Annotated in this window: 12 protein-coding genes, 1 tRNA gene, 1 pseudogene and 1 other annotated feature; of the genes and pseudogenes, 8 read left to right on the forward strand and 6 right to left on the reverse strand. The window is 59.2% G+C overall.

The window, feature by feature from the left end:
- Positions 1-19 precede the first annotated feature (19 nt).
- On the reverse strand, positions 20-3,037 hold the full coding sequence (locus AACH32_RS14355) for a 4Fe-4S binding protein (protein WP_338600869.1): 3,018 nt from the start codon (positions 3,035-3,037) through the stop codon (positions 20-22).
- A 226-nt stretch (positions 3,038-3,263) separates the two neighbouring features.
- Positions 3,264-3,809: a bifunctional pyr operon transcriptional regulator/uracil phosphoribosyltransferase PyrR gene (gene pyrR / locus AACH32_RS14360; protein ID WP_338600872.1), complete on the reverse strand. Its 546-nt coding sequence runs from the start codon at positions 3,807-3,809 to the stop codon at positions 3,264-3,266.
- A 167-nt stretch (positions 3,810-3,976) separates the two neighbouring features.
- On the opposite strand from pyrR, the gene AACH32_RS14365 reads away from it, so the two are divergent.
- Together AACH32_RS14365 and AACH32_RS14370 are read left to right on the forward strand one after the other, a co-directional pair.
- A tRNA-Leu gene (locus tag AACH32_RS14365) sits at positions 3,977-4,064 on the forward strand.
- 133 nt (positions 4,065-4,197) lie between these two features.
- Positions 4,198-5,417 (forward strand): IS3 family transposase gene (locus tag AACH32_RS14370; protein ID WP_434062343.1). Its coding sequence is split into 2 segments (ribosomal slippage): positions 4,198-4,486 and positions 4,486-5,417, totalling 1,221 coding nucleotides; the frame shifts between segments, so codons are not numbered across the junction.
- Positions 4,476-4,592: a sequence feature (AL1L pseudoknot), on the forward strand. It overlaps the preceding gene by 117 nt.
- Positions 5,418-6,916: 1,499 nt before the next feature.
- On the opposite strand, the gene AACH32_RS14375 is transcribed toward AACH32_RS14370, so the two are convergent.
- From AACH32_RS14375 to AACH32_RS14385, 3 genes are all read right to left on the reverse strand, one after another.
- Positions 6,917-7,570 (reverse strand): SOUL family heme-binding protein, encoded by a 654-nt coding sequence (locus tag AACH32_RS14375; protein WP_338600877.1) that lies wholly within the window; start codon positions 7,568-7,570, stop codon positions 6,917-6,919.
- Positions 7,571-7,621: 51 nt separating this feature from the next.
- Positions 7,622-7,780, reverse strand: a complete 159-nt coding sequence (locus AACH32_RS14380) for an HU family DNA-binding protein (protein ID WP_338600879.1) — start codon at positions 7,778-7,780, stop codon at positions 7,622-7,624.
- Between the two features lie 254 nt (positions 7,781-8,034).
- Entirely contained in the window at positions 8,035-8,901 is an 867-nt protein-coding gene (locus tag AACH32_RS14385; protein WP_338600881.1) for a DMT family transporter, read from the reverse strand.
- A gap of 217 nt (positions 8,902-9,118) precedes the next feature.
- Between AACH32_RS14385 and AACH32_RS14390 the strand changes: the two are divergent.
- From AACH32_RS14390 to AACH32_RS14415, 6 genes and pseudogenes are all read left to right on the forward strand, one after another.
- Positions 9,119-10,206: pseudogene (locus tag AACH32_RS14390) on the forward strand (IS3 family transposase); the annotation flags it as partial.
- A gap of 404 nt (positions 10,207-10,610) precedes the next feature.
- Complete coding sequence (locus AACH32_RS14395; RefSeq protein ID WP_338600884.1) at positions 10,611-11,273, forward strand: TetR/AcrR family transcriptional regulator; 663 nt, start codon at positions 10,611-10,613, stop codon at positions 11,271-11,273.
- Between the two features lie 36 nt (positions 11,274-11,309).
- Complete coding sequence (locus AACH32_RS14400) at positions 11,310-12,518, forward strand: efflux RND transporter periplasmic adaptor subunit (protein WP_338600887.1); 1,209 nt, start codon at positions 11,310-11,312, stop codon at positions 12,516-12,518.
- 14 nt (positions 12,519-12,532) lie between these two features.
- The gene (locus tag AACH32_RS14405; protein WP_338600889.1) at positions 12,533-15,715 is read left to right on the forward strand and encodes an efflux RND transporter permease subunit; all 3,183 of its coding nucleotides are present in this window, start codon (positions 12,533-12,535) and stop codon (positions 15,713-15,715) included.
- Entirely contained in the window at positions 15,708-17,117 is a 1,410-nt protein-coding gene (locus tag AACH32_RS14410; protein WP_338600891.1) for an efflux transporter outer membrane subunit, read from the forward strand. The genes AACH32_RS14405 and AACH32_RS14410 overlap by 8 nt, the downstream gene beginning before the upstream one ends.
- A 518-nt stretch (positions 17,118-17,635) precedes the next feature.
- Positions 17,636-17,923 (forward strand): hypothetical protein, encoded by a 288-nt coding sequence (locus tag AACH32_RS14415; protein ID WP_338600894.1) that lies wholly within the window; start codon positions 17,636-17,638, stop codon positions 17,921-17,923.
- A 137-nt stretch (positions 17,924-18,060) separates the two neighbouring features.
- Here AACH32_RS14415 and AACH32_RS14420 read toward each other — a convergent pair whose 3' ends face one another.
- The gene (locus tag AACH32_RS14420; protein WP_338600896.1) at positions 18,061-18,228 is read right to left on the reverse strand and encodes a hypothetical protein; all 168 of its coding nucleotides are present in this window, start codon (positions 18,226-18,228) and stop codon (positions 18,061-18,063) included.
- Between the last annotated feature and the right edge of the window lie 78 nt (positions 18,229-18,306).

The raw sequence follows: 18,306 nt of genomic DNA on the forward strand, positions 1-18,306 counted from the left end.
GACCGTACCGTCCTATTTCCTACAGAGCCATGATCTGGGCCATGACGCCCTGGTTGGTGAAGCCTCTCAAGTTCGGCGCGCCGGAGCGGCAGGAGGCCACGCAGGTGCCGCAGCCCTTGCACAGGGCCTCGTTCACCACGGCCAGGCCGTTCTCGTCCTGGGTGATGGCCTGGTAGGGGCAAACCGTCCAGCAAACCCCGCAGCCCACGCACTTGCGCTGGTCGATGATGGCCACGGTGCCCGGCAGCATCATCTCCTTGGAGCTGAGCACCGTCACCGCCCGGGCCACCGCCGCCTGGGCCTGGGCCACCGCCTCTTCCAGAGGCTTGGGATAGTGGGCCAGGCCGGCCATGAACACGCCGTCGGTGGCGAAGTCCACGGGGCGCAGTTTTTGGTGGGCCTCCAGGAACCAGCCGTCCGCGTCCATGGACACCTTGAACATCTGGGCCAGGTCGTTGGCCCGGTTGCTCACGATGGCCGTGGCCAGACCCAGCAGGTCCGCCTCGATGAGCAGGTCGCGGCCCAGGATGTGGTCGCGCACCTTGACCACCAGGCCACCATCGGTGGCCTGCACCTCGGGCTTGTGGTCCACGTCGTAGCGCACGAACAACACGCCCTTGCTGCGGGCCTCCTTGTACATGAGCTCCCGCTCGCCAAAGGTGCGGACGTCGCGGTAAAGGATTACCACCTGGGACTCGGGGTTGGCCTCCTTGATGGCCAGGGCGCTCTCCACCGAGTGGGTGCAGCAAACCTTGGAGCAATAGGGACGCTCCGGCTCGCGGCTGCCCACGCACTGGATGAACACCGCCTTGTTCACTTTGCTCAAATCCAGCTCGCCGCCCAGCACGGCCTGGTCGATCTCCAGGTGGGTCATCACCCGGGGGTCCTGGCCGTAGAGGTATTCGGCGGGCTTATATTCGCCCGCGCCGGTGCAGATCAGGGCCACTCCGTGCTCCACCACTTCTTCGCCGGCGTCACCGGCCAGGGTGGTCTTGAAGTTGCCCACGAATCCTTCCACCTCCTTGATGGTGGTGTTCAGATGCACGGTGATCAGGGGCTCGGCCGCGATCTTCTCCCGGAGCTCGTCCAGGTAGGGGGCGATGGGCTGGTTCTGGTAGGTGACCCTAAGGCTGCGGGCGTTGCCGCCCAGGGCGTTGTCGCGCTCCACCAGGTGGCAGGAGTAACCCTGGGCCGCCAGGTTCAGAGCCGCGTTCATGCCCGAGACGCCGCCGCCGATAACCATGGCGCCGGGAGTGACCTCGAGCTGCACCTCCTCCAGGGGGCTGAGCAGGGCGGCCTTGGCCACGGCCATGCGCACCAAGTCCATGGCCTTTTCCGTGGCCGCGTCCGGGTTGCCGGAATGCACCCAGGAGTCCTGGTTGCGGATGTTGGCCATCTCGAACAGGTACTTGTTCAGCCCGGCGTTGACCAGGGTCTCCTGGAACAGGGGCTCGTGGGTGCGCGGGGTGCAGGCGGCCACCACCACCCGGTTGAGGCCCTCCTCCGCGATCACCTCGGCCATCTTGTCCTGGGTGTCCTGGGAACAGGAGAACAAGTTGTTGCGCACGTAGGTGACGAAAGGCAGGGTCTTGGCGTATTCGGCCACCGCCTCCACGTCCACCACCCCGGCGATGTTGATGCCGCAGGAGCACACGAACACGCCGATCCTGGGCGAGTCGCCTGCCACGGGCCGCTCTGCCGGGTATTGCTGCTCCTGGGCCAGGCTGCCCCGGGCGCTGGAGAGCTTGCCCGCCGCGGCGCAGGCGGCGGCCGAGGCTTCCATCACCGACAGGGGGATGTCCTTGGGACCGGCCAGGGCGCCGCAGACGTACACGCCGGGGCGGCTGGTGGTCACCGGCGCGAAACAGCTGGTGGAGATGAACTTGCCGGGGCTCAGGTCGATGTCCAGGCGCTGGCAGAGTTCGATGGTCTCGGGCGAGGTCTCCAGGCCCTGGGAGAGCACCACCATGTCAAAGGTCTCGACCTTGGCCTGACCGTCCTCGGTGGCGTACTCGATCTGCAGGGAGTGGTCTTCCAACTCGCTGATGGAGTGGATGCGGCTGCGGATGAAGCGCACGCCGTCTTCCTGGGCCCCCTCGTAGTAGCGCTCGAAGTCCTTGCCGAAGGTACGCATGTCCATGAAGAAGATGGCAGCGTCCAGATCGGTGTGCGAGTGCTCCTTGGCGATCACCGCTTCCTTGATGGCGTACATGCAGCACACCGCCGAGCAGTAGGGATGGTCGCAGGTGTTGACCTCGCGGCTGCCCACGCACTGCAGCCAGGCGATCTTCTTGGGCTCGGCCTCGTCGCTGGGCCGCACCAGGTGGCCCATCCAGGGGCCGGAGGCGGCCAGGACGCGCTCGAACTCCAAGGCGGTCACCACGTTGGGGAAGTTGGCGTAGGAGTATTGCACGTAGGGGCTGGGATCAAAGGGCTTGAACCCGGCGCTGATGATCACCGAGCCCACGTTGATCTCGCGAACCTCTTCCTGCTGCTCGTAGTTGATGGCGCCGGTGGGGCAGAACTTCTGACAAGCCTTGCACTTGCCCTTTTGGAAGTAGATGCAGTTATCGGCGTCGATGCCGTACTTGAGTGGCACGGCCTGGGCGTAGCGCACGTAGGCGGCCTTACGCTTGTCCAGGCCCTCGTTGTATTCGTTGGGGATGCGCTTGGGACATTTATCAGAGCAAGCACCGCAGGCAATGCACTTGTCCAGGTCCACATAGCGGGGATGGCTGACGACCTTTACCGAAAAGTCGCCTTCTTCGCCCTCGATATCCTGAACCTCGCTGAGGGTCAGGAGTTCAATATTGATATGCCGGCCGACCTCGACCAGTTTGGGCGAGATAATTCACATTGCACAGTCATTGGTGGGAAAGGTCTTGTCCAACTGGGACATGACCCCACCAATGGCCGGGCTCTTCTCCACTAAATAGACATAATAGCCGGAGTTGGCCAGGTCGAGAGCGGACTGCATACCTGCAATGCCGCCGCCCACCACCATAACCGCACCGGTGACTTGCTTGGCTTTTGCCATTGGCCTAACCTATTCCTTCTCAAAGTGAGACTCGATGAAACCCACCGATATTACATGAACAATAAGCAGTTTGTTCTACGGTTTACAAGGTAATATCTTTAACACACATTTTCCAAAACGTGTCAAGTTTTCTCTAATTTCCGATGGTATGAATGAGACCTCATGCACAACCCATACCCCTACTTTGTCTATTTAATCACTAGCATTTAAGCGGATTGTCAGGAATTCAGCGGGGTAAGGAGACTACTTGATCGCTTGGATATCCCTCTTCGGTAAGCAGCACCTCGATCACCTGATTTGGCTCCCCCAGCACCGTGGCCCCCACGAAATCCGGCTGTACGGGCAATTCCCTCCCCCCCCGGTCTATGAGCACCGCCAAATCGATTCGGCAGGCCCGCCCGAAATCCATCAGTTCATCCAGAGCGGCGCGCACCGTCCGACCGGTGTAGAGCACGTCGTCCACCAAAACCACCCGCCGACCTTCCAGGTCAAAGGCGATTTGGGTGGTGCCCACCTTGGGCCGGCTGTGCTGCGTGGTCCAATCATCCCGGTACAGGGTGATGTCCATGATCCCGGTGTCCGGCTCCGCCCCCAACAGGCTCCCCACCAGGACCGCCAGCCTCTTGGCCAGGTGCACCCCACCCGTGCGAATGCCCACCAGGCAAAGGTCGGGACACTGTCTTTGGTCTCCTACGATGGCCCGGGCCATGGCCTCCAGTTGGGCGGTCATCTGCGCGGCGTCAAACAGCACTTTCGCCTGGCTGAGATCCATGTTTGTTATTGCTCCCGGCAATGGGGGTGTGGGGCCCGGAAATTTTTTTATATCCCACCCTGCGTGTACTCACAAGAAATTTTAGGTAAAAATGGGACCGCACCGACAAAAAGCCCCATTCTTACTCTTGACCTGAGCCCTTCTGGGGCCTATAAATTGGCCTGTGCGCCGGAGTGGCGGAATTGGTAGACGCAGGGGACTCAAAATCCCCCGGTCTTTATGGCCTTGCGAGTTCGAGTCTCGCCTCCGGCACCAATAAAATCAAGTGGTTACCCTGGCAACTCTAGCTATGGCGGAGTTGCCAATTTTTTTGTGAAACACCGTTTGTGCCACTATTGTGAACCGCCCCGGGATTGCCGGAGACTCCATTACTTGAGAGGATGGAGTCATGAGCAAGCGAATCAGATATTCCCCAGAGGTTAAGGAACGGTCGGTGCGGATGCTGCTGGAGCACCAGGATGAGTATTCTTCCCAGTGGCAGGCCATCTGCTCCATCGCGTCCAAGATCGGCTGCACCGGCGAGACTCTACGCAGTTGGCTGCATCAAGCCGAGCGCGACCAGGGTGTGCGGGCCGGCCTGACCACGTCGGAGCGTGAGCGTCTTGAACAGCTTGAGCGGGAAAACCGGGGGCTTCGGCGGGCCAATGAGATCCTGCGCAAGGCATCGGCATATTTCGCCCAGGCGGAGCTCGACCGCCGACCGAAATGATGGTGTCCTTCATCGACGCCCAGCGCCAGGGCCACGGGGTCGAGCCGATCTGCGCGGTGTTGCCGATCGCCCCGTCGACCTACTACGAGCGTAAAGCCCGTCAAGCTGATCCCGAGCGATTGCCCGAGCGGGCCAAGCGCGATGCTTATTTGCGGCCCGAGATTCGCCGGGTATGGGAGGCCAATTTCCAGGTCTACGGCGTGCGCAAGGTTTGGCGTCAATTAAACCGTGAGGAGATCGAGGTGGCCCGCTGCACGGTGGAGCGCCTCATGCGTGCTATGGGCCTGCAGGGGGCAGTGCGGGGCAAGAAGTGCAAGACCACCATTCCCGATGAGGGTGTATACCGGCCCGCCGACCTGGTCAATCGCGACTTCACCGCCAGCCGCCCCAATCAACTGTGGGTGGCAGATGTTACTTACGTAGCCACATGGCTGGGTTTCGCCTACGTGGCCTTTGTCATCGATGTGTTTGCCCGCATGATCGTGGGTTGGCGGGCCTCCAGTTCCTTGCGGACCGATCTGGCCCTGGACGCCCTGGAGCAGGCCCTGTGGGCTCCTGGAGACATCGACGGTCTGGTCCACCACAGCGACCGCGGCTCCCAGTACCTTTCGATTCGCTACACCGAGCGCCTGGCCGAGGCTGGCGTCGAGCCATCGGTGGGCAGCGTGGGTGACTCCTACGACAACGCCATGGCCGAGACGGTCATCGGCCTTTACAAGACAGAAGTGATCCGCAGGCGGGGCCCTTGGCGAAATCTTGATGCCGTGGAATTCGCCACCCTCGAATGGGTGGACTGGTTTAACAACCGCCGACTGCTCGAGCCCATCGGAAACATTCCCCCGGTGGAACTCGAGATGTCATACTATCGGTCCCTACAGGCCCAGGCCATGGTGGCCTGACTCAAACAAAAGAGCCTCCGGAAAAACCGGGGCGATTCAAATTGCTGTTTTCATAAGGTCCTCCATTTTGGGTATTACGTTGAATATTCTTTAAAGTTTGTCCTAGGGGAATTTCCTTGAAAATGAAAGATCAAGCGCATGGAAGAGGATGCGGAGTTTTATGCGGATGGGCATGTGGAATTTGGGATCGGTGAGGATATGAGTAATTTGTGTGGATGGAGATTATGGTGAAAAGCCCAGGATCCTGGGTTTTTTGTTAGACTAACGCAGAGGAAGCTACTCAGGGTATAGGCCTGCGGCGCAGGAGTCGCCATAACCTGGACTGAGCCCCCTAAACGAAGAGGTTATTAAGCCTAAGGTCTACCGGGACTCTGTCCATCAGAAAAAACCTAGTCGTGTTCCAAACGCTTTGACGATGTACATTGGACCCCGGATCATCTTATTTCTACTGCAGGTCGCAGGCCAGACAGTCAGATTAAAAGCGCTTTGGTATGGTTATCTCAAGCTTGCGTCAAACTCATTTTTAAGGGCATAGCGGCACTGCTCGAGCATTTTCCTGCCTTGGGCCGGTTTTAACCTTTTTAACCACACGAAAAATTTCCCCTCGCGCCAGCGGAGGCCTTGGGCCACGTAATAAGTGCGGCCAGGGACCAATTGCAGGACAATTTCGGCTCTATTATGCAGAGAAACACTTAAAGTATGTTGCCCGGGCGGCAGCATAGCTGCCAAATAGGCTCCCCCCTTAACTGTCCCGAAACCGCGCCCGTCCAGCAAAATCCTAGTACCTATGGGGTCTCCTTCTCCTGGCTGGGGTGGCCGGATAAGATAAAGAAGGGCCTTACCGGAGGCTGGGGCCAGGCTCTTGTAGCGGGCGTCCACCTCCGGTCCGGCCAAGGGAATTTGCCACATGCAGGCGGTGGCTAGGCAAAGAGCCACCACGAAGAACCTGAAAGTACAGGACAACTTGCGGAGTGGCGACACTTATTCCTCCGATGTTGGTAGTTTATTCCCATTATAGATATGGATAGGAACACTTAAGGCTATTTTAAAAGGCATGGGGAGAGATGAAACGTTTGTCGGCCTGATCGCGGAGTTGTTTTTTTCAGGGTGTCAGTGACCTATCCTCTTAACCTGACATGCCCTCGTTCCTTCTGGCGAGGCACCCTGACCTACCCCCCTTCACCCGGTCCAAGATTTTAAGTTAGGATTTGGGACGAGAGAGGGAGGGCGACGATGGCTAGGAAGCGCTATTCGGCCAGGCAGATTAAAATGCCAGTGAGCCTATCTCGAAAAATGCTAGGTCACCTATCCAGTATTTTCTAAATCTGCTTCAACAGGCCAACTTTGTTGTGGGACTTTGCGACCAGTCCCGAGGCACCTAACAATTCAAATTAATCGCTGAGTTCATATGGGATGCGCAGCTTGTGCAACATGATCCTGGCCATGACGTAATGAAGGAGTAAATCCCGTAAAAGCTGCTTGGCGGCCCATTAACAGGTTTACTTCTTTTGCAACTCGATCATCATCTCGTTGTGCCGGAAAAATGGTATGGTCCACGGAGGATCATAGCCAGCATACATAGGTGTGGAGACAACCTTAAAATCTGTATTTTTGGCAAGCCAATCCAGTAGTTCTTTGGCCTTATCCTCGTTACGCTCCAAGCTGCCGTACCAGCCATAACTGATGACCGCCACATACCTGGCAGGGATTTTATCGAAGCTTACCCGTTTATCCCTTGGTGTGGGCAACTCCTCCATGTCGTAAGTGGAAGGCATCATAAAGGTCATCACCCATTCATCCCCACTGCCGCTTTGCACCACAGGGCCGGTCATGGCAATTTTTTCATTTTGCGCATCCTTTTTTTGCACTACCGGGCCGGTCATGGCGATCTTCTGCTTCTTGATATTGTTCCCAAAAATATAGTCAGCCAGTATCCTGAAGGCGGCGGTCTGCGCCTCTTTGAAATTACCTTTTACTGTGGTCTTGGCAACGATAAAGGGCTTGTAATACCTGATCTCCTTGTCACCATCTTGCTGGATGACTTTGTAGCTGGGTGACTCATAGTCATGAACCCCAAACACCGAACAACCAGTGCTAATGATTGCGAGCATAGCGAATATGGCCGTTTTTTTTATCTTGTTGTATAGGCTCATTTTTTATAATTTACTTATTCATCGGATGTCTTATGCTAATATATGTTTTTCCTAGAGCACAATCAGTTTAACAGAACTTTCAATATTAGGCCCACCCTGGGAAAGGGCCTGCTCGATGGAGTTGAAAACGGTGTTTACCGTGCTTTCGGCCATTTTGAGGGTGAGGCCCTCTTTCTCGGCAAGCATTCTGATCGGGTCGGATTTGTTCATGGATTGGTGTCCCCCCTTGAGGAATTGGTATTTTGGCGTGATCTTAGGTGGTTGGGTGCTTAATGTCAACTTGGTGTAAGGGAAGCCCAGGATCCTGGGCTTTTTGCCTGACCAGCTAAGAATCATAGGAGAAATAGGTTTGACCCGTTCAGGGGTATCCAATCCATGATCGAGGCATGGAAGAAAGATTACAACCGGAAGCGTACCCACAGGTCCTTGGACAACCAAATTGGAAATACCGCCCAAAAAAGACGCTAGGCCACCGTTGCTTTGTGGGTCGGACGGTTGACCAATACCAGGCCGATGCTGATCAGAGCCAAGGACAGCAATAATCGGATCTCCACATTTTCATGCAAAATCCAAAACCCACTGATGAACACCCCGGCCACTGGTGTGAAGAAGGTGAAGGCCTGCACCAGGCTGGCCGGGTGGTGGTGGATCAGGTTGAACCATGCCAGGTAGCTGATGAAGGCCACTATTACCGACTGATAGAAAAGCGAGAAGGCCCCGAAGCCGGTTAGGCTGGCCGACAGCGGGTCTTCCAGCAAAAAACTGGCTGCCAGCAGTAACGGCCCTGAGAAAAAGAGTTGGTAAAAGAGCGTTTGCAGGGCCTGCGCACGTTCGGCTAGGAATCGCTTCAGATAGACGGTGGTGGCTCCCCACAGGGCCCCGGCAGTTAGTGAAAACAGATCGCCCAACAGGGACCTGGGCGTGATTCGGTCTAGACCTTGGCCAAACAGGACCACCAGGCCGCCGAAGGCCAGCACCAAGCCTGCCACCTTCAGGCGCGTCAAGCGGTCGTTTGGCAGCCAGAAATGGGCCCCCACGGCCACGAAAAACGGCGCAGCATACAGTAGCAGGTAGCTGCGGGCCACGTTGGTCAAGACCATGCCCGGATAAAGAAAGCCGAACTCTGTGCCGAAGAAAAGGCCTAGGACTAGGCCGTGAACCACCACCACCCGGTTCGGAAATACCCGCACCCCCTTGAACACCATCCACACCCACAGGCAAGATGCGGCCACTACCGAGCGAACTCCGGCCTGGAAAATGGGAGGCAATTGGCCCGCGGCCAGCTTGACCACGGCCATGTTGGTGCCCCAGAGCAGCGCCAGGGCCAGCATAGTTAGGACCACGCCTATGCTTAGGCTCTGCTCGGTTTGTGCTGGCGGAGGTACTGCTGCCGACTGTTTCATCAAATTACGCCGCAGGATGAGATTAGCTTGGACCAGAACAAGGGATGGTAGCCCCAAACTAACATGAAACATGACCTGCTTCCCGAATTCTGGTCCATATCGGATGAGAAAATCGTCATAATTCTCATTTGACCAGGAGGACTGGATGAAGCGCAGGAGGTACACCGAGCCCCAGATCGTTTTTGCCCTGCAGCAGGCTGACAGCGGCACCCCGGTGGCGGAGATCGTGCGCAAGATGGGGGTGAGCGAGGCCACCTTTTACCGCTGGAAGAAAAAATTCGCGGGCATGGGCGTGGCGGAGATCAGGCGCCTGAAGCAGCTTGAGGAAGAAAACCGTAAGCTCAAGCAGCTGGTGGCTGACTTGAGCCTGGACAAGGCCATGCTGCAGGACGTCATAAAAAGAAAACTATGAAGCCTGTCCGCAAGCGTGCTCTGGCCGGCTATTTGGAGAAGGTATTCAAGGTCAGTGAGCGGCGGGCCTGCCAGGTGCTCAAGTTTGCCCGCTCCAGCCATCGCTACCAGAGTATTGCGGACAGGCAGGACGAATTGCGCATGCGGCTGAGGGACCTGGCCGCGGTCCGGGTCAGCTATGGCTACCGGCGCCTGCATGTGCTCCTGAGGCGGGAGGGCTGGCTGGTCAACGCCAAGCGGGTTTATCGCCTTTATACCGAGGAGGGGCTGACCATGCGCCGCAAGCGCCCCCGGCGCCGGGTGAGCGCGACCCGCCGGGTGGTCAGCCAGCCAAAGCCCAAGAGGAGCAACGAGAGCTGGTCTATGGACTTTGTGTCCGATCAGCTTTATTCTGGGCATCAGCTCCGGGTGCTGACGATAGTGGACAACTTTAGTCGTGAGAGCCTTGCTTTGAAGGCTGGTCAGAGCCTACGGGGCGATGATGTAGTGGCAGTGCTCAACCAGCTGGTCGCTGAACGTGGAGCCCCCAAATCCATCAAAGTGGACAACGGGAGCGAATTCACCTCTAAAGTCCTTGATCAGTGGGCGTACTGGAACAAGGTGGAGCTTGATTTCAGCCGCCCAGGCAAGCCCACGGACAACCCATTTATCGAGTCATTCAACGGACGTCTTCGGGAGGAGTGCTTAAACGAAAACTGGTTTGTGTCGGTGGTGGACGCCCAGGACAAGCTGGACACCTGGCGGCTGGATTACAACCAACATCGGCCACACAGCTCCCTGGGTAACATGACCCCGGAGGCCTATGCCAAGCAGGTGGGACCTGCCCCCTGCGTGGCCTCCCCCAGGGCTCCATCTCCAAAGAAGCAAACCTGGGAATCTCTCATCTCACCTGGACCCGAAACGGGTAGCACCTCACGGCCCAAAATCCTAACGTAAAATGTGGACCGGGTTAAGGGGGGCAGGTCAAGGGGGGCAGCTTTCAATTGCCGTGATCGCTGGTTATGGCTGGCCCGGCAAAGCGCCCGCCGATGCACCAGCCATACGCAACCGGCTAATTTACCTTTGAATCCCCAGAAAAATCCCCAGAATTTTCCCGCCGGACCTTGGAGGAGTACGGGTTTTGCCTTTTATGTGACGTTTAATTCATTTATTAGAATTAAAATTCATTTGGTGTAAAATTGCTTCATGTCGATTTGGATCGGCATTGCTGGTTTTGAGGAGATTCAATGACGCCTGTCAAAAAGCTTTCACGCCGGGAAAGGGAGCGGTTGCGGCAACGCCGGGACATGCTTGCCGCCGCATTGGAGCTGTTCTCCCGTAACGGCTATTACAACGTTTCCATGAATGAGATCGCTGAGAAAGCCGAATTCGCGGTAGGGACGCTGTACAAATTTTTCAAGAACAAGGAAGACCTTTACCGTTCCATCATGATCGAGGAGACCGACTGGTTCCATAAGGTCATGGACCAGGCCCTGGACAGCGGCGGCGATGAGATCGAGAAGCTGCGCAACTACGTGTCCACCAGAGGTGTGGCGGTAACCGAAAAAGAAGCGGTGGTGCGTCTCTACCATGCGGAGGTGCGCGGAAGAAGCTTCAACCTCCGTGCTGGGCTTGACGACGAAATCATAAAACAATTGAATGAATTGCGCGAAAGGCTCACCTCGATTTTCGCCAGCGGGATCAAGAAGAAAATTTTCCGCCCAATCGCCGAGCCGAGGCAGTTGGCCGTTGCCCTGGAAAACATCTGCAGCGGCTTCATCATGCGCTGGCTGGAAGATCCGCAAAACAACAAGTACCCGGAAGAGCCGGACGTCATCCTCAATATAATCTTCCAAGGGCTTATTCCGGGGGAGTACCACTCGCCCCGCCCGGCGGCCCAAAATAGTTAGATGTCAGCCAAAGTCAAGTCACATGGAGCGTATCTGATGCAATCCAACGGCGGGGTAGGTGGACTCATGGGGCACGGTGCCAGGTCGGCGGTCCTGCTGGCGGTCCTGTTGGCGGCGCTGCTGGTAGCGGCCTGCGGAAACCAACCGAAAACCCAGCGGCAGCAGGCGGTTCCGGAGGTTTCCACCTTCACGGTGCAACCGGTGAACATAACCGTTTCCACCGAGCTGCCGGGGCGCACCTCGGCCTTTCGCATCGCTGAAATCAGGCCCCAGGTCAACGGACTGATTCAAAAGCGCCTGTTTACGGAGGGCTCCGACGTCAAGGCCGGTCAGACGCTGTATCAGATCGACCCCGCTCCCTTCCAGGCCGCCCTGGACAGCGCCACGGCGGCCCTGGCCAAGGCCAAAGCCAACCTGCCCTCCATCACCTCCAAGGCCGAACGCTACAAGTCGCTGGCGGCGGCCAAGGCGGTGAGCCAGCAGGACTACGACGACGCGGCGGCCGCCCTGGCCCAGGCCAAGGCGGACATCCTTTATTGGCAGGCGGCGGTGCAGACGGCGCGCATCAACCTGGGCTATACCAAAGTGGCCGCGCCCATTGCCGGGCGCATCGGCAAATCCAACGTCACTGTGGGGGCCATCGTCACCGCCTACCAGCCCCAGGCCCTGGCCACCATTCAGCAGCTCGACCCCATCTACGTGGACGTGCCCCAATCCACCTCCGATCTGCTAGAGCTGAAGCGCCGCCTGGCCAGCGGGCGCCTGATCCGCAGCGGCCAGGGGCACAACAAGGTCAAGCTATTCCTGGAGGACGGGACGCCCTACCCCCTGGAGGGCACCTTGCAGTTCCGCGACGTGTCGGTGGACCCCACCACCGGCTCGGTCTTCCTGCGCATGATCTTCCCCAACCCCGAGGGGGTGTTGCTGCCGGAGATGTTCGTGCGTACCGAGATCACCGAGGGGGTCAACGACCACGCCATCCTGATCCCCCAACAGGCGGTGTCGCGCAACCCCAAGGGCTCTCCCTACGTCTTGCTGGTGGGCTCCGACAACAAGGTGGCGCTACGCATGATCACCGTGGATCGGGCGGTGGGGGATAAATGGCTGGTCTCCGCGGGCCTGGCCCCCAGCGACCGGGTGATCGTGGAGGGACTGCAAAAGGTCCGCCCCGGCGCGCCGGCCAAGCCGGTGCCCTATAAACCCGCCCCCGCCCCCTCGGCCGCTCCCGCCGCCGGGTCCAAGTAGCGGAGGCGCGCGTCATGCTCTCCAAGTTCTTTCTGGAGCGGCCGGTATTCGCCTGGGTCATCGCCATCATCATGATGACCGCGGGACTGCTGGCCATCCACAACCTGTCCATATCCCAGTACCCCAACATCGCCCCGCCCTCCATCGCCATCGACGCCTTCTTCCCCGGGGCCTCGGCCGAGACGGTCGAGAACACGGTGACCCAGATCATCGAGCAGAAGATGACCGGCCTGGAGGACATGCTCTACCTGTCGGGCACCAGTTCCTCTTCCGGGGCCTCGCGGGTGGAGCTCACCTTCGCCGCCGGCACCGACCCGGACATCGCCTGGTCCAAGGTGCAGAACAAGCTGCAATTAGCCATGGCCAGCCTGCCCGACGTGGTGCAGCGCCAGGGGGTGCAGGTCAGCAAGTCCACCCGCAACTACCTCATCATCGTGGGCCTAATCTCCGAAGACGGCAGTATGGACGGCGACGCCCTGCGCGATTACGCCCAGTCCAACCTGGAGAAAATTCTTTCGCGGGTGCCCGGGGTGGGCGAGGTGAACAACTTCGGCACCCAGTACGCCATGCGTATCTGGGTGGACCTGGACAAGCTGATCAAGTATCGCCTCACCTTGGCCGACGTGACTGAGGCGCTCAAGACCTACAACGTCGAGATCTCGGCCGGGCAGTTCGGCGGCGCGCCGGCGGTCAAGGGCCAGCGCCTCAACGCCTCCATCATCGTGCAGCACCTGCTGCAGACCCCGGAGCAGTTCGCCGACATACCCATCCGCACCAACCCCGACGGCTCGGTGGTGCGGGTGAAGGACGTGGCCAGCACCGAGCTGGGCACCGAGCGTTACGACGTGGTCGCCGAATATGACGGCAAGCCGGCCGCGGGCATGGCCATCCGCATGGCCGCCGGGGCCAACGCCCTGGACACGGCCAACGCCATCAAGGCCAAGCTGGTGGAGATGAGCCGTTATTTCCCGCCGGGCATGAAGGTCATCTACCCCTACGACACCACGCCCTTCACCCAGGTGGCCATCGACGAGGTGGTCAAGACGCTCTTCGAGGCGATCCTGCTGGTGTTCATCATCATGTACCTGTTCATGGGCACCTTCCGGGCCACCCTGATCCCCACCATCGCGGTGCCGGTGGTGCTGCTGGGCACCTTCGCGGTGCTGGATCTCTTCGGTTTTTCCATAAACATGCTGACCATGTTCGCCATGGTGCTGGCCATCGGCCTGTTGGTGGACGACGCCATCGTGGTGGTGGAGAACGTCGAGCGGATCATGTCCGAGGAGGGCCTGCCCCCCAAGGAGGCCACCGCCAAGTCCATGGATCAGATCACCAGCGCCTTGATCGGCATCGGCCTGGTGCTCTCGGCGGTGTTCGGCCCCATGATGTTTTTCCCCGGCTCCACCGGGGTGATCTACCGGCAATTTTCGGTAACCGTCATCTCCTCCATGCTGCTGTCGGTGGTGGTGGCCCTGATCCTCACCCCGGTGCTGTGCGCCACCCTGCTCAAGCCCGTGGCCAAGGGCCACGAGTCCTCCGAGCACGTGGTGTTTTTCCTGCGGCCTTTTTTCCGCTGGTTCGACCGCGTATTTTTGCGCACCCGGGAGTGGTACCTGGGGGTGGTGGGCCGGGCTTTGAGCAAGAAGCTGCGCTACATGGCCTTGTTCGTGCTGATCGTGGCGGCCATGGCCTACCTGTTCCAGCAGATGCCCACTTCCTACCTGCCGGACGAGGACCAGGGCATACTCTACGTCCAGGCGATCCTGCCCTCCGGGGCCACCCTGGAACAGACCCAGGACGTCTTGAATCAGGTGCGGGAATATTTCGTCAAGAACGAGAAGGACGCGGTGGAGTCCATGATGGCCGTCGCGGGCTTCAGCTTTGGCGGCCAGGGCCAGAACGTGGGCCTGGGCTTCGTGAAGCTCAAGGACTGGGATAAGCGCCGGAGCGCCAACCTCAGCGTCTGGGCCATAGCCGGCCGGGCCATGGGCTACTTCTCCACCATCAAGTCGGCCATGGTCTTCGCCTTCGCGCCGCCGGCGGTCATCGAGCTGGGCCGGGCCAACGGCTTTGACTTCGAATTGCAGGACCGGGGCGGGCTGGGCCACGAAAAGCTGATGGCGGCCCGCAACCAGCTATTGGTCATGGCCGCGCAAGACCACCGCCTGGCCAGGGTGCGGCCCAACGGCATGAACGACGTGCCCGAGTATTACATCGACGTGGACTGGCGCAAGGCCGGGGCCCAGGGGGTGTCCGTCGCCGCCATTCACAACACCATCTCCGCCGCCTTCGGCAGCGCCTACGTCAACGACTTCATCCAGGCCGGGCGGGTCAAGCGGGTCTACATCCAGGCCGACGCTCCCCACCGCATGCTGCCTGGCGACCTGCAAAAGCTCTACGTGCGCAACAACGCCGGCAGGATGGTGCCCTTCTCCTCCTTCGCCACCGGCCGCTGGTCTTCGGGCTCGCCCATGCTGGAGCGCTACAACGGCTTCCCGGCGGTCAACATATGGGGCGAGCCGGCCCCCGGCTACAGCTCCGGCGACGCCATGCAGGCCATTGAGGAAATCGCGGACAAGCTGCCCAAGGGCATAGGCTACGACTGGACCGGGCTGTCCTACCAGGAACGCATGGCCGGCTCCCAGGCGCCCTTGCTCTACGCCTTTTCCATTTTCGTGATCTTCCTGTGCCTGGCGGCCCTGTATGAAAGCTGGCCCATTCCCATCTCCATCTTGATGGCCTTGCCCCTGGGGGTCATCGGAGGTGTAGCCGGCTCTTACTGGCAGGGCCTGCCCAACGACGTCTACTTCCAGATCGGCTTGCTGACCACCTTGGGGCTGACCACCAAGAACGCCATCTTGATCGTGCAGTTCGCCAAGGCCCGGGTGGACCAGGGGACCCCCCTGCTGGAGGCGACCCTGGAGGCGGCCAAGCTGCGCCTGCGGCCCATTGTCATGACCTCCATGGCCTTCGGTTTCGGCATCCTACCCCTGGCCCTGGCCACCGGGGCGGGCTCCGGGGCGCAGAAGGCCATCGGCATCGCGGTGCTGGGCGGCATGTTTACCTCCACCTTCCTGGTTACGGTGTTCGCGCCGCTGTTTTACGTGATCATCTACAACCTGCTGGGCAAACACAAAAAACGGGCGGCGCCCAGACCCGGCCGCCATGCCGACCGGGGGGGGCCAGCACATGACTAGGCGGTTGTTACCGGTGTGGCTGGCGCTGCTTGTCTTGCTGGGCGGCTGCAACCTGGCGCCGCAATATCGCCGGCCCGAGGCGCCGGTCCCGGCGCAGTGGCCCAAGGGGGAGGCCTACCGGCCGTCCCAGGTCGCGCCCGGCGCGCCGGCGGTGGCCCAGCTGAAGTGGCAGGATTTTTTCCGGGACCAGCGGCTGCAAAAGATCATCACCATGGCCCTGGAGAACAACCGGGACCTGCGCCTAGCCGCCCTGAACGTGGAGCGGGCCCGCGCCCTGTACGGCATACAAAGGGCGGAGCTGTTTCCCCAGGTGCAATTGGGGGCCGGGGCCCAAAAGCAGCGCACCGCCGTCGAGCTGACCACTCCCGGCAACCCCAGGACCTCGGAAAAATACAACATCGACCTGGGCGTGGTGGCCTGGGAGATCGACTTCTTCGGGCGCATCCGCAGCCTGGAGGAACAGGCCCTGCAGGAATACCTGGCCACCGAGCAGGCCCGGCGTAGCGTGCAGATAATGCTGGTGTCGGAAACCGCCCGGACCTACCTGGCCCTGGCCGCCGACCGCGACAACCTGCGGCTGGCCCAGGAAACCCTGCAATCGCAACAATACGCCTACGACCTGGTGAAAAAACGTTTCGACGTCGGCGCGGCCACCGAGCTGGACCTGTTCCGGGCCGAAACCCCGCTGCAGACCGCCAAGGTGGACATAGCCCGCTATCAGCAGTTTGCAGCCCAGAGCCTGAACGCCCTCAATCTGCTGGCCGGGGCCAGCGTGCCCCGGGAACTGCTGCCCGCCGGGCTGGACGACCTGACCGGACCTGAGGAAGTCTCGGCGGGCCTTTCTTCCGAGGTGCTCTTGCAGCGGCCGGACATAATGGCCGCGGAACACCGGCTGATGGGTGCCTACGCCTTGATCGGCGCGGCGCGGGCCGCCTTTTTCCCGCGCATCGTCCTCACCGGCTCCGTAGGCACCGCCAGCAACCAGCTCTCCGACCTGTTCGGCGCGGGGTCCGATACCTGGAACTTCGCGCCCCGTCTCATCATGCCCATATTCGACCCCCGCGTCTGGGCCGCCTTGCGGGTAAGCGAGGCCGACCAGAAAATCATCCTGACCCAGTATGAAAAGACGATCCAGACGGCGTTCCGCGAAGTGGCGGACACTCTGGCCGTAAAAGGCACCATAGGCCGGCAACTATCGGCGCAGCAGGCCCTGGTCAACGCGGAGAAGAACTCCTACCGGCTCTCCGCGCAACGCTACGTCAACGGAATCGACAACTACCTGGGGGTGCTCTACTCCCAGCAATCCCTCTTCACTTCGCAAAAGGTCCTGGTGATCCTGCGTCTGGCCAAGCTGGCCAACCAGGTGAAGCTCTACGAGGTGTTGGGCGGCGGCGCGTACTGACGGCCGCCGGACGGCAAAATGGTGCATCCGCGGTAACGGCGGCTCATAATAAATGTTTGGATAATTGACATCAATCTAGCCTACCCGCTAACTCTGGCCTGTCTCATTGATTTAGGATATGTGTAGCTACTTTGTAGCTATATGGTGCAGGTGCGCTGGCGCTTGGCGATTAGCATGATGTCCCGCAGCCGGTCGGCGTCTTGGGCCGCGCCCCATTGGTCGACAAAAGCGGGGTTGCCGGCGGTGCGGAAGACTTCAAAGTTCCTGGATACGCTTGCTTAAGTTCCGGCTTCGAAACCTTTTTTAGCGCCCAACCAAGCGGCACTGGCACAGATGCTAGCTTAAATGAAGGAAGCGAAATCGCCTAACCAGATCAGCCGGTCAATTGGGTAGGTTGATGATTTATCTGCAATTCCTGCGGCTAAGGGTTGAATCGACTTGCCTCGTTTAGACCCATGGCCCACCATGGTAAATAGCCCAGACCACAAAAATTAGGACTCTAGCGGCAGGGAGAAAAGATGGATACGGAAAAGGTCCAAGAAATGGCCAAGCAGAAGTTGGAGGATTTGGAGGCGGAATACAAACATCTGCGCGAGCGCGCCAAACTGAGCAAAACCGACCTACAGATTGATTACACCATGAAATTTCACGAACTGCGACAAAAAATGGACGATTTGGGCATCGAGCTTAGGCGCTACCGAGAAACAGGTATGGGAAGCTGGCAGTTGCTGGCCGAGGGCTTCGAAAAAGCCGCAAAAGAAATGGGTGAAGCCTTCCGGGATGCCTGGGCCAAGCTCAAGAAGTAATTTTGTAAGGACTATGGGAGAGACACTTGGCCTTTTGCTGCCTACTAACCAAAATCTACTTCACCACCCACTTCACCAAATACAAGGAGGGCTCAGCCAACTGACTGAATCCTCACAGTATTTTTAACGGATGTTAGCTAGTCGCCCAAGGCAACCCCGGCAGTAGCGTCATCGACACATTTGTCCAATTCTTCTTTGCTGGCCTTTTTGGGGTCCTTGAGGTCACCGATCTTACAAATGAACTCGTTACCAGCCTTGTCTTTAACCCAAACGTAATTCCAATCGGTCTTGGTGGCTTCAGTCATTGTTTCCTCCCTTTGATTGTTTAGTTGGTTAATAATATTAACTTCGTCTATGCAACCTATGGGTTGATTAATATTTTA

Origin of the sequence: Desulfoferula mesophila, from assembly GCF_037076455.1 — a bacterium.
Taxonomy (GTDB): Bacteria; Desulfobacterota; Desulfarculia; order Desulfarculales; family Desulfarculaceae; genus Desulfoferula; species Desulfoferula mesophila.

Excerpts from the sequence above, each read along its gene's own strand:
- AACH32_RS14380 (WP_338600879.1), bottom strand. The coding sequence starts at position 7,780 with ATGAACAAATCCGACCCGATCAGAATGCTTGCCGAGAAAGAGGGCCTC.
- AACH32_RS14385 (WP_338600881.1), bottom strand. The coding sequence starts at position 8,901 with ATGCTGGCCCTGGCGCTGCTCTGGGGCACCAACATGGCCGTGGTCAAG.
- AACH32_RS14405 (WP_338600889.1), top strand. The coding sequence starts at position 12,533 with ATGCTCTCCAAGTTCTTTCTGGAGCGGCCGGTATTCGCCTGGGTCATC.
- AACH32_RS14395 (WP_338600884.1), top strand. The coding sequence starts at position 10,611 with ATGACGCCTGTCAAAAAGCTTTCACGCCGGGAAAGGGAGCGGTTGCGG.
- AACH32_RS14420 (WP_338600896.1), bottom strand. The coding sequence starts at position 18,228 with ATGACTGAAGCCACCAAGACCGATTGGAATTACGTTTGGGTTAAAGAC.
- pyrR (WP_338600872.1), bottom strand. The coding sequence starts at position 3,809 with ATGGATCTCAGCCAGGCGAAAGTGCTGTTTGACGCCGCGCAGATGACC.
- AACH32_RS14400 (WP_338600887.1), top strand. The coding sequence starts at position 11,310 with ATGCAATCCAACGGCGGGGTAGGTGGACTCATGGGGCACGGTGCCAGG.
- AACH32_RS14415 (WP_338600894.1), top strand. The coding sequence starts at position 17,636 with ATGGATACGGAAAAGGTCCAAGAAATGGCCAAGCAGAAGTTGGAGGAT.
- AACH32_RS14410 (WP_338600891.1), top strand. The coding sequence starts at position 15,708 with ATGACTAGGCGGTTGTTACCGGTGTGGCTGGCGCTGCTTGTCTTGCTG.
- AACH32_RS14375 (WP_338600877.1), bottom strand. The coding sequence starts at position 7,570 with ATGAGCCTATACAACAAGATAAAAAAAACGGCCATATTCGCTATGCTC.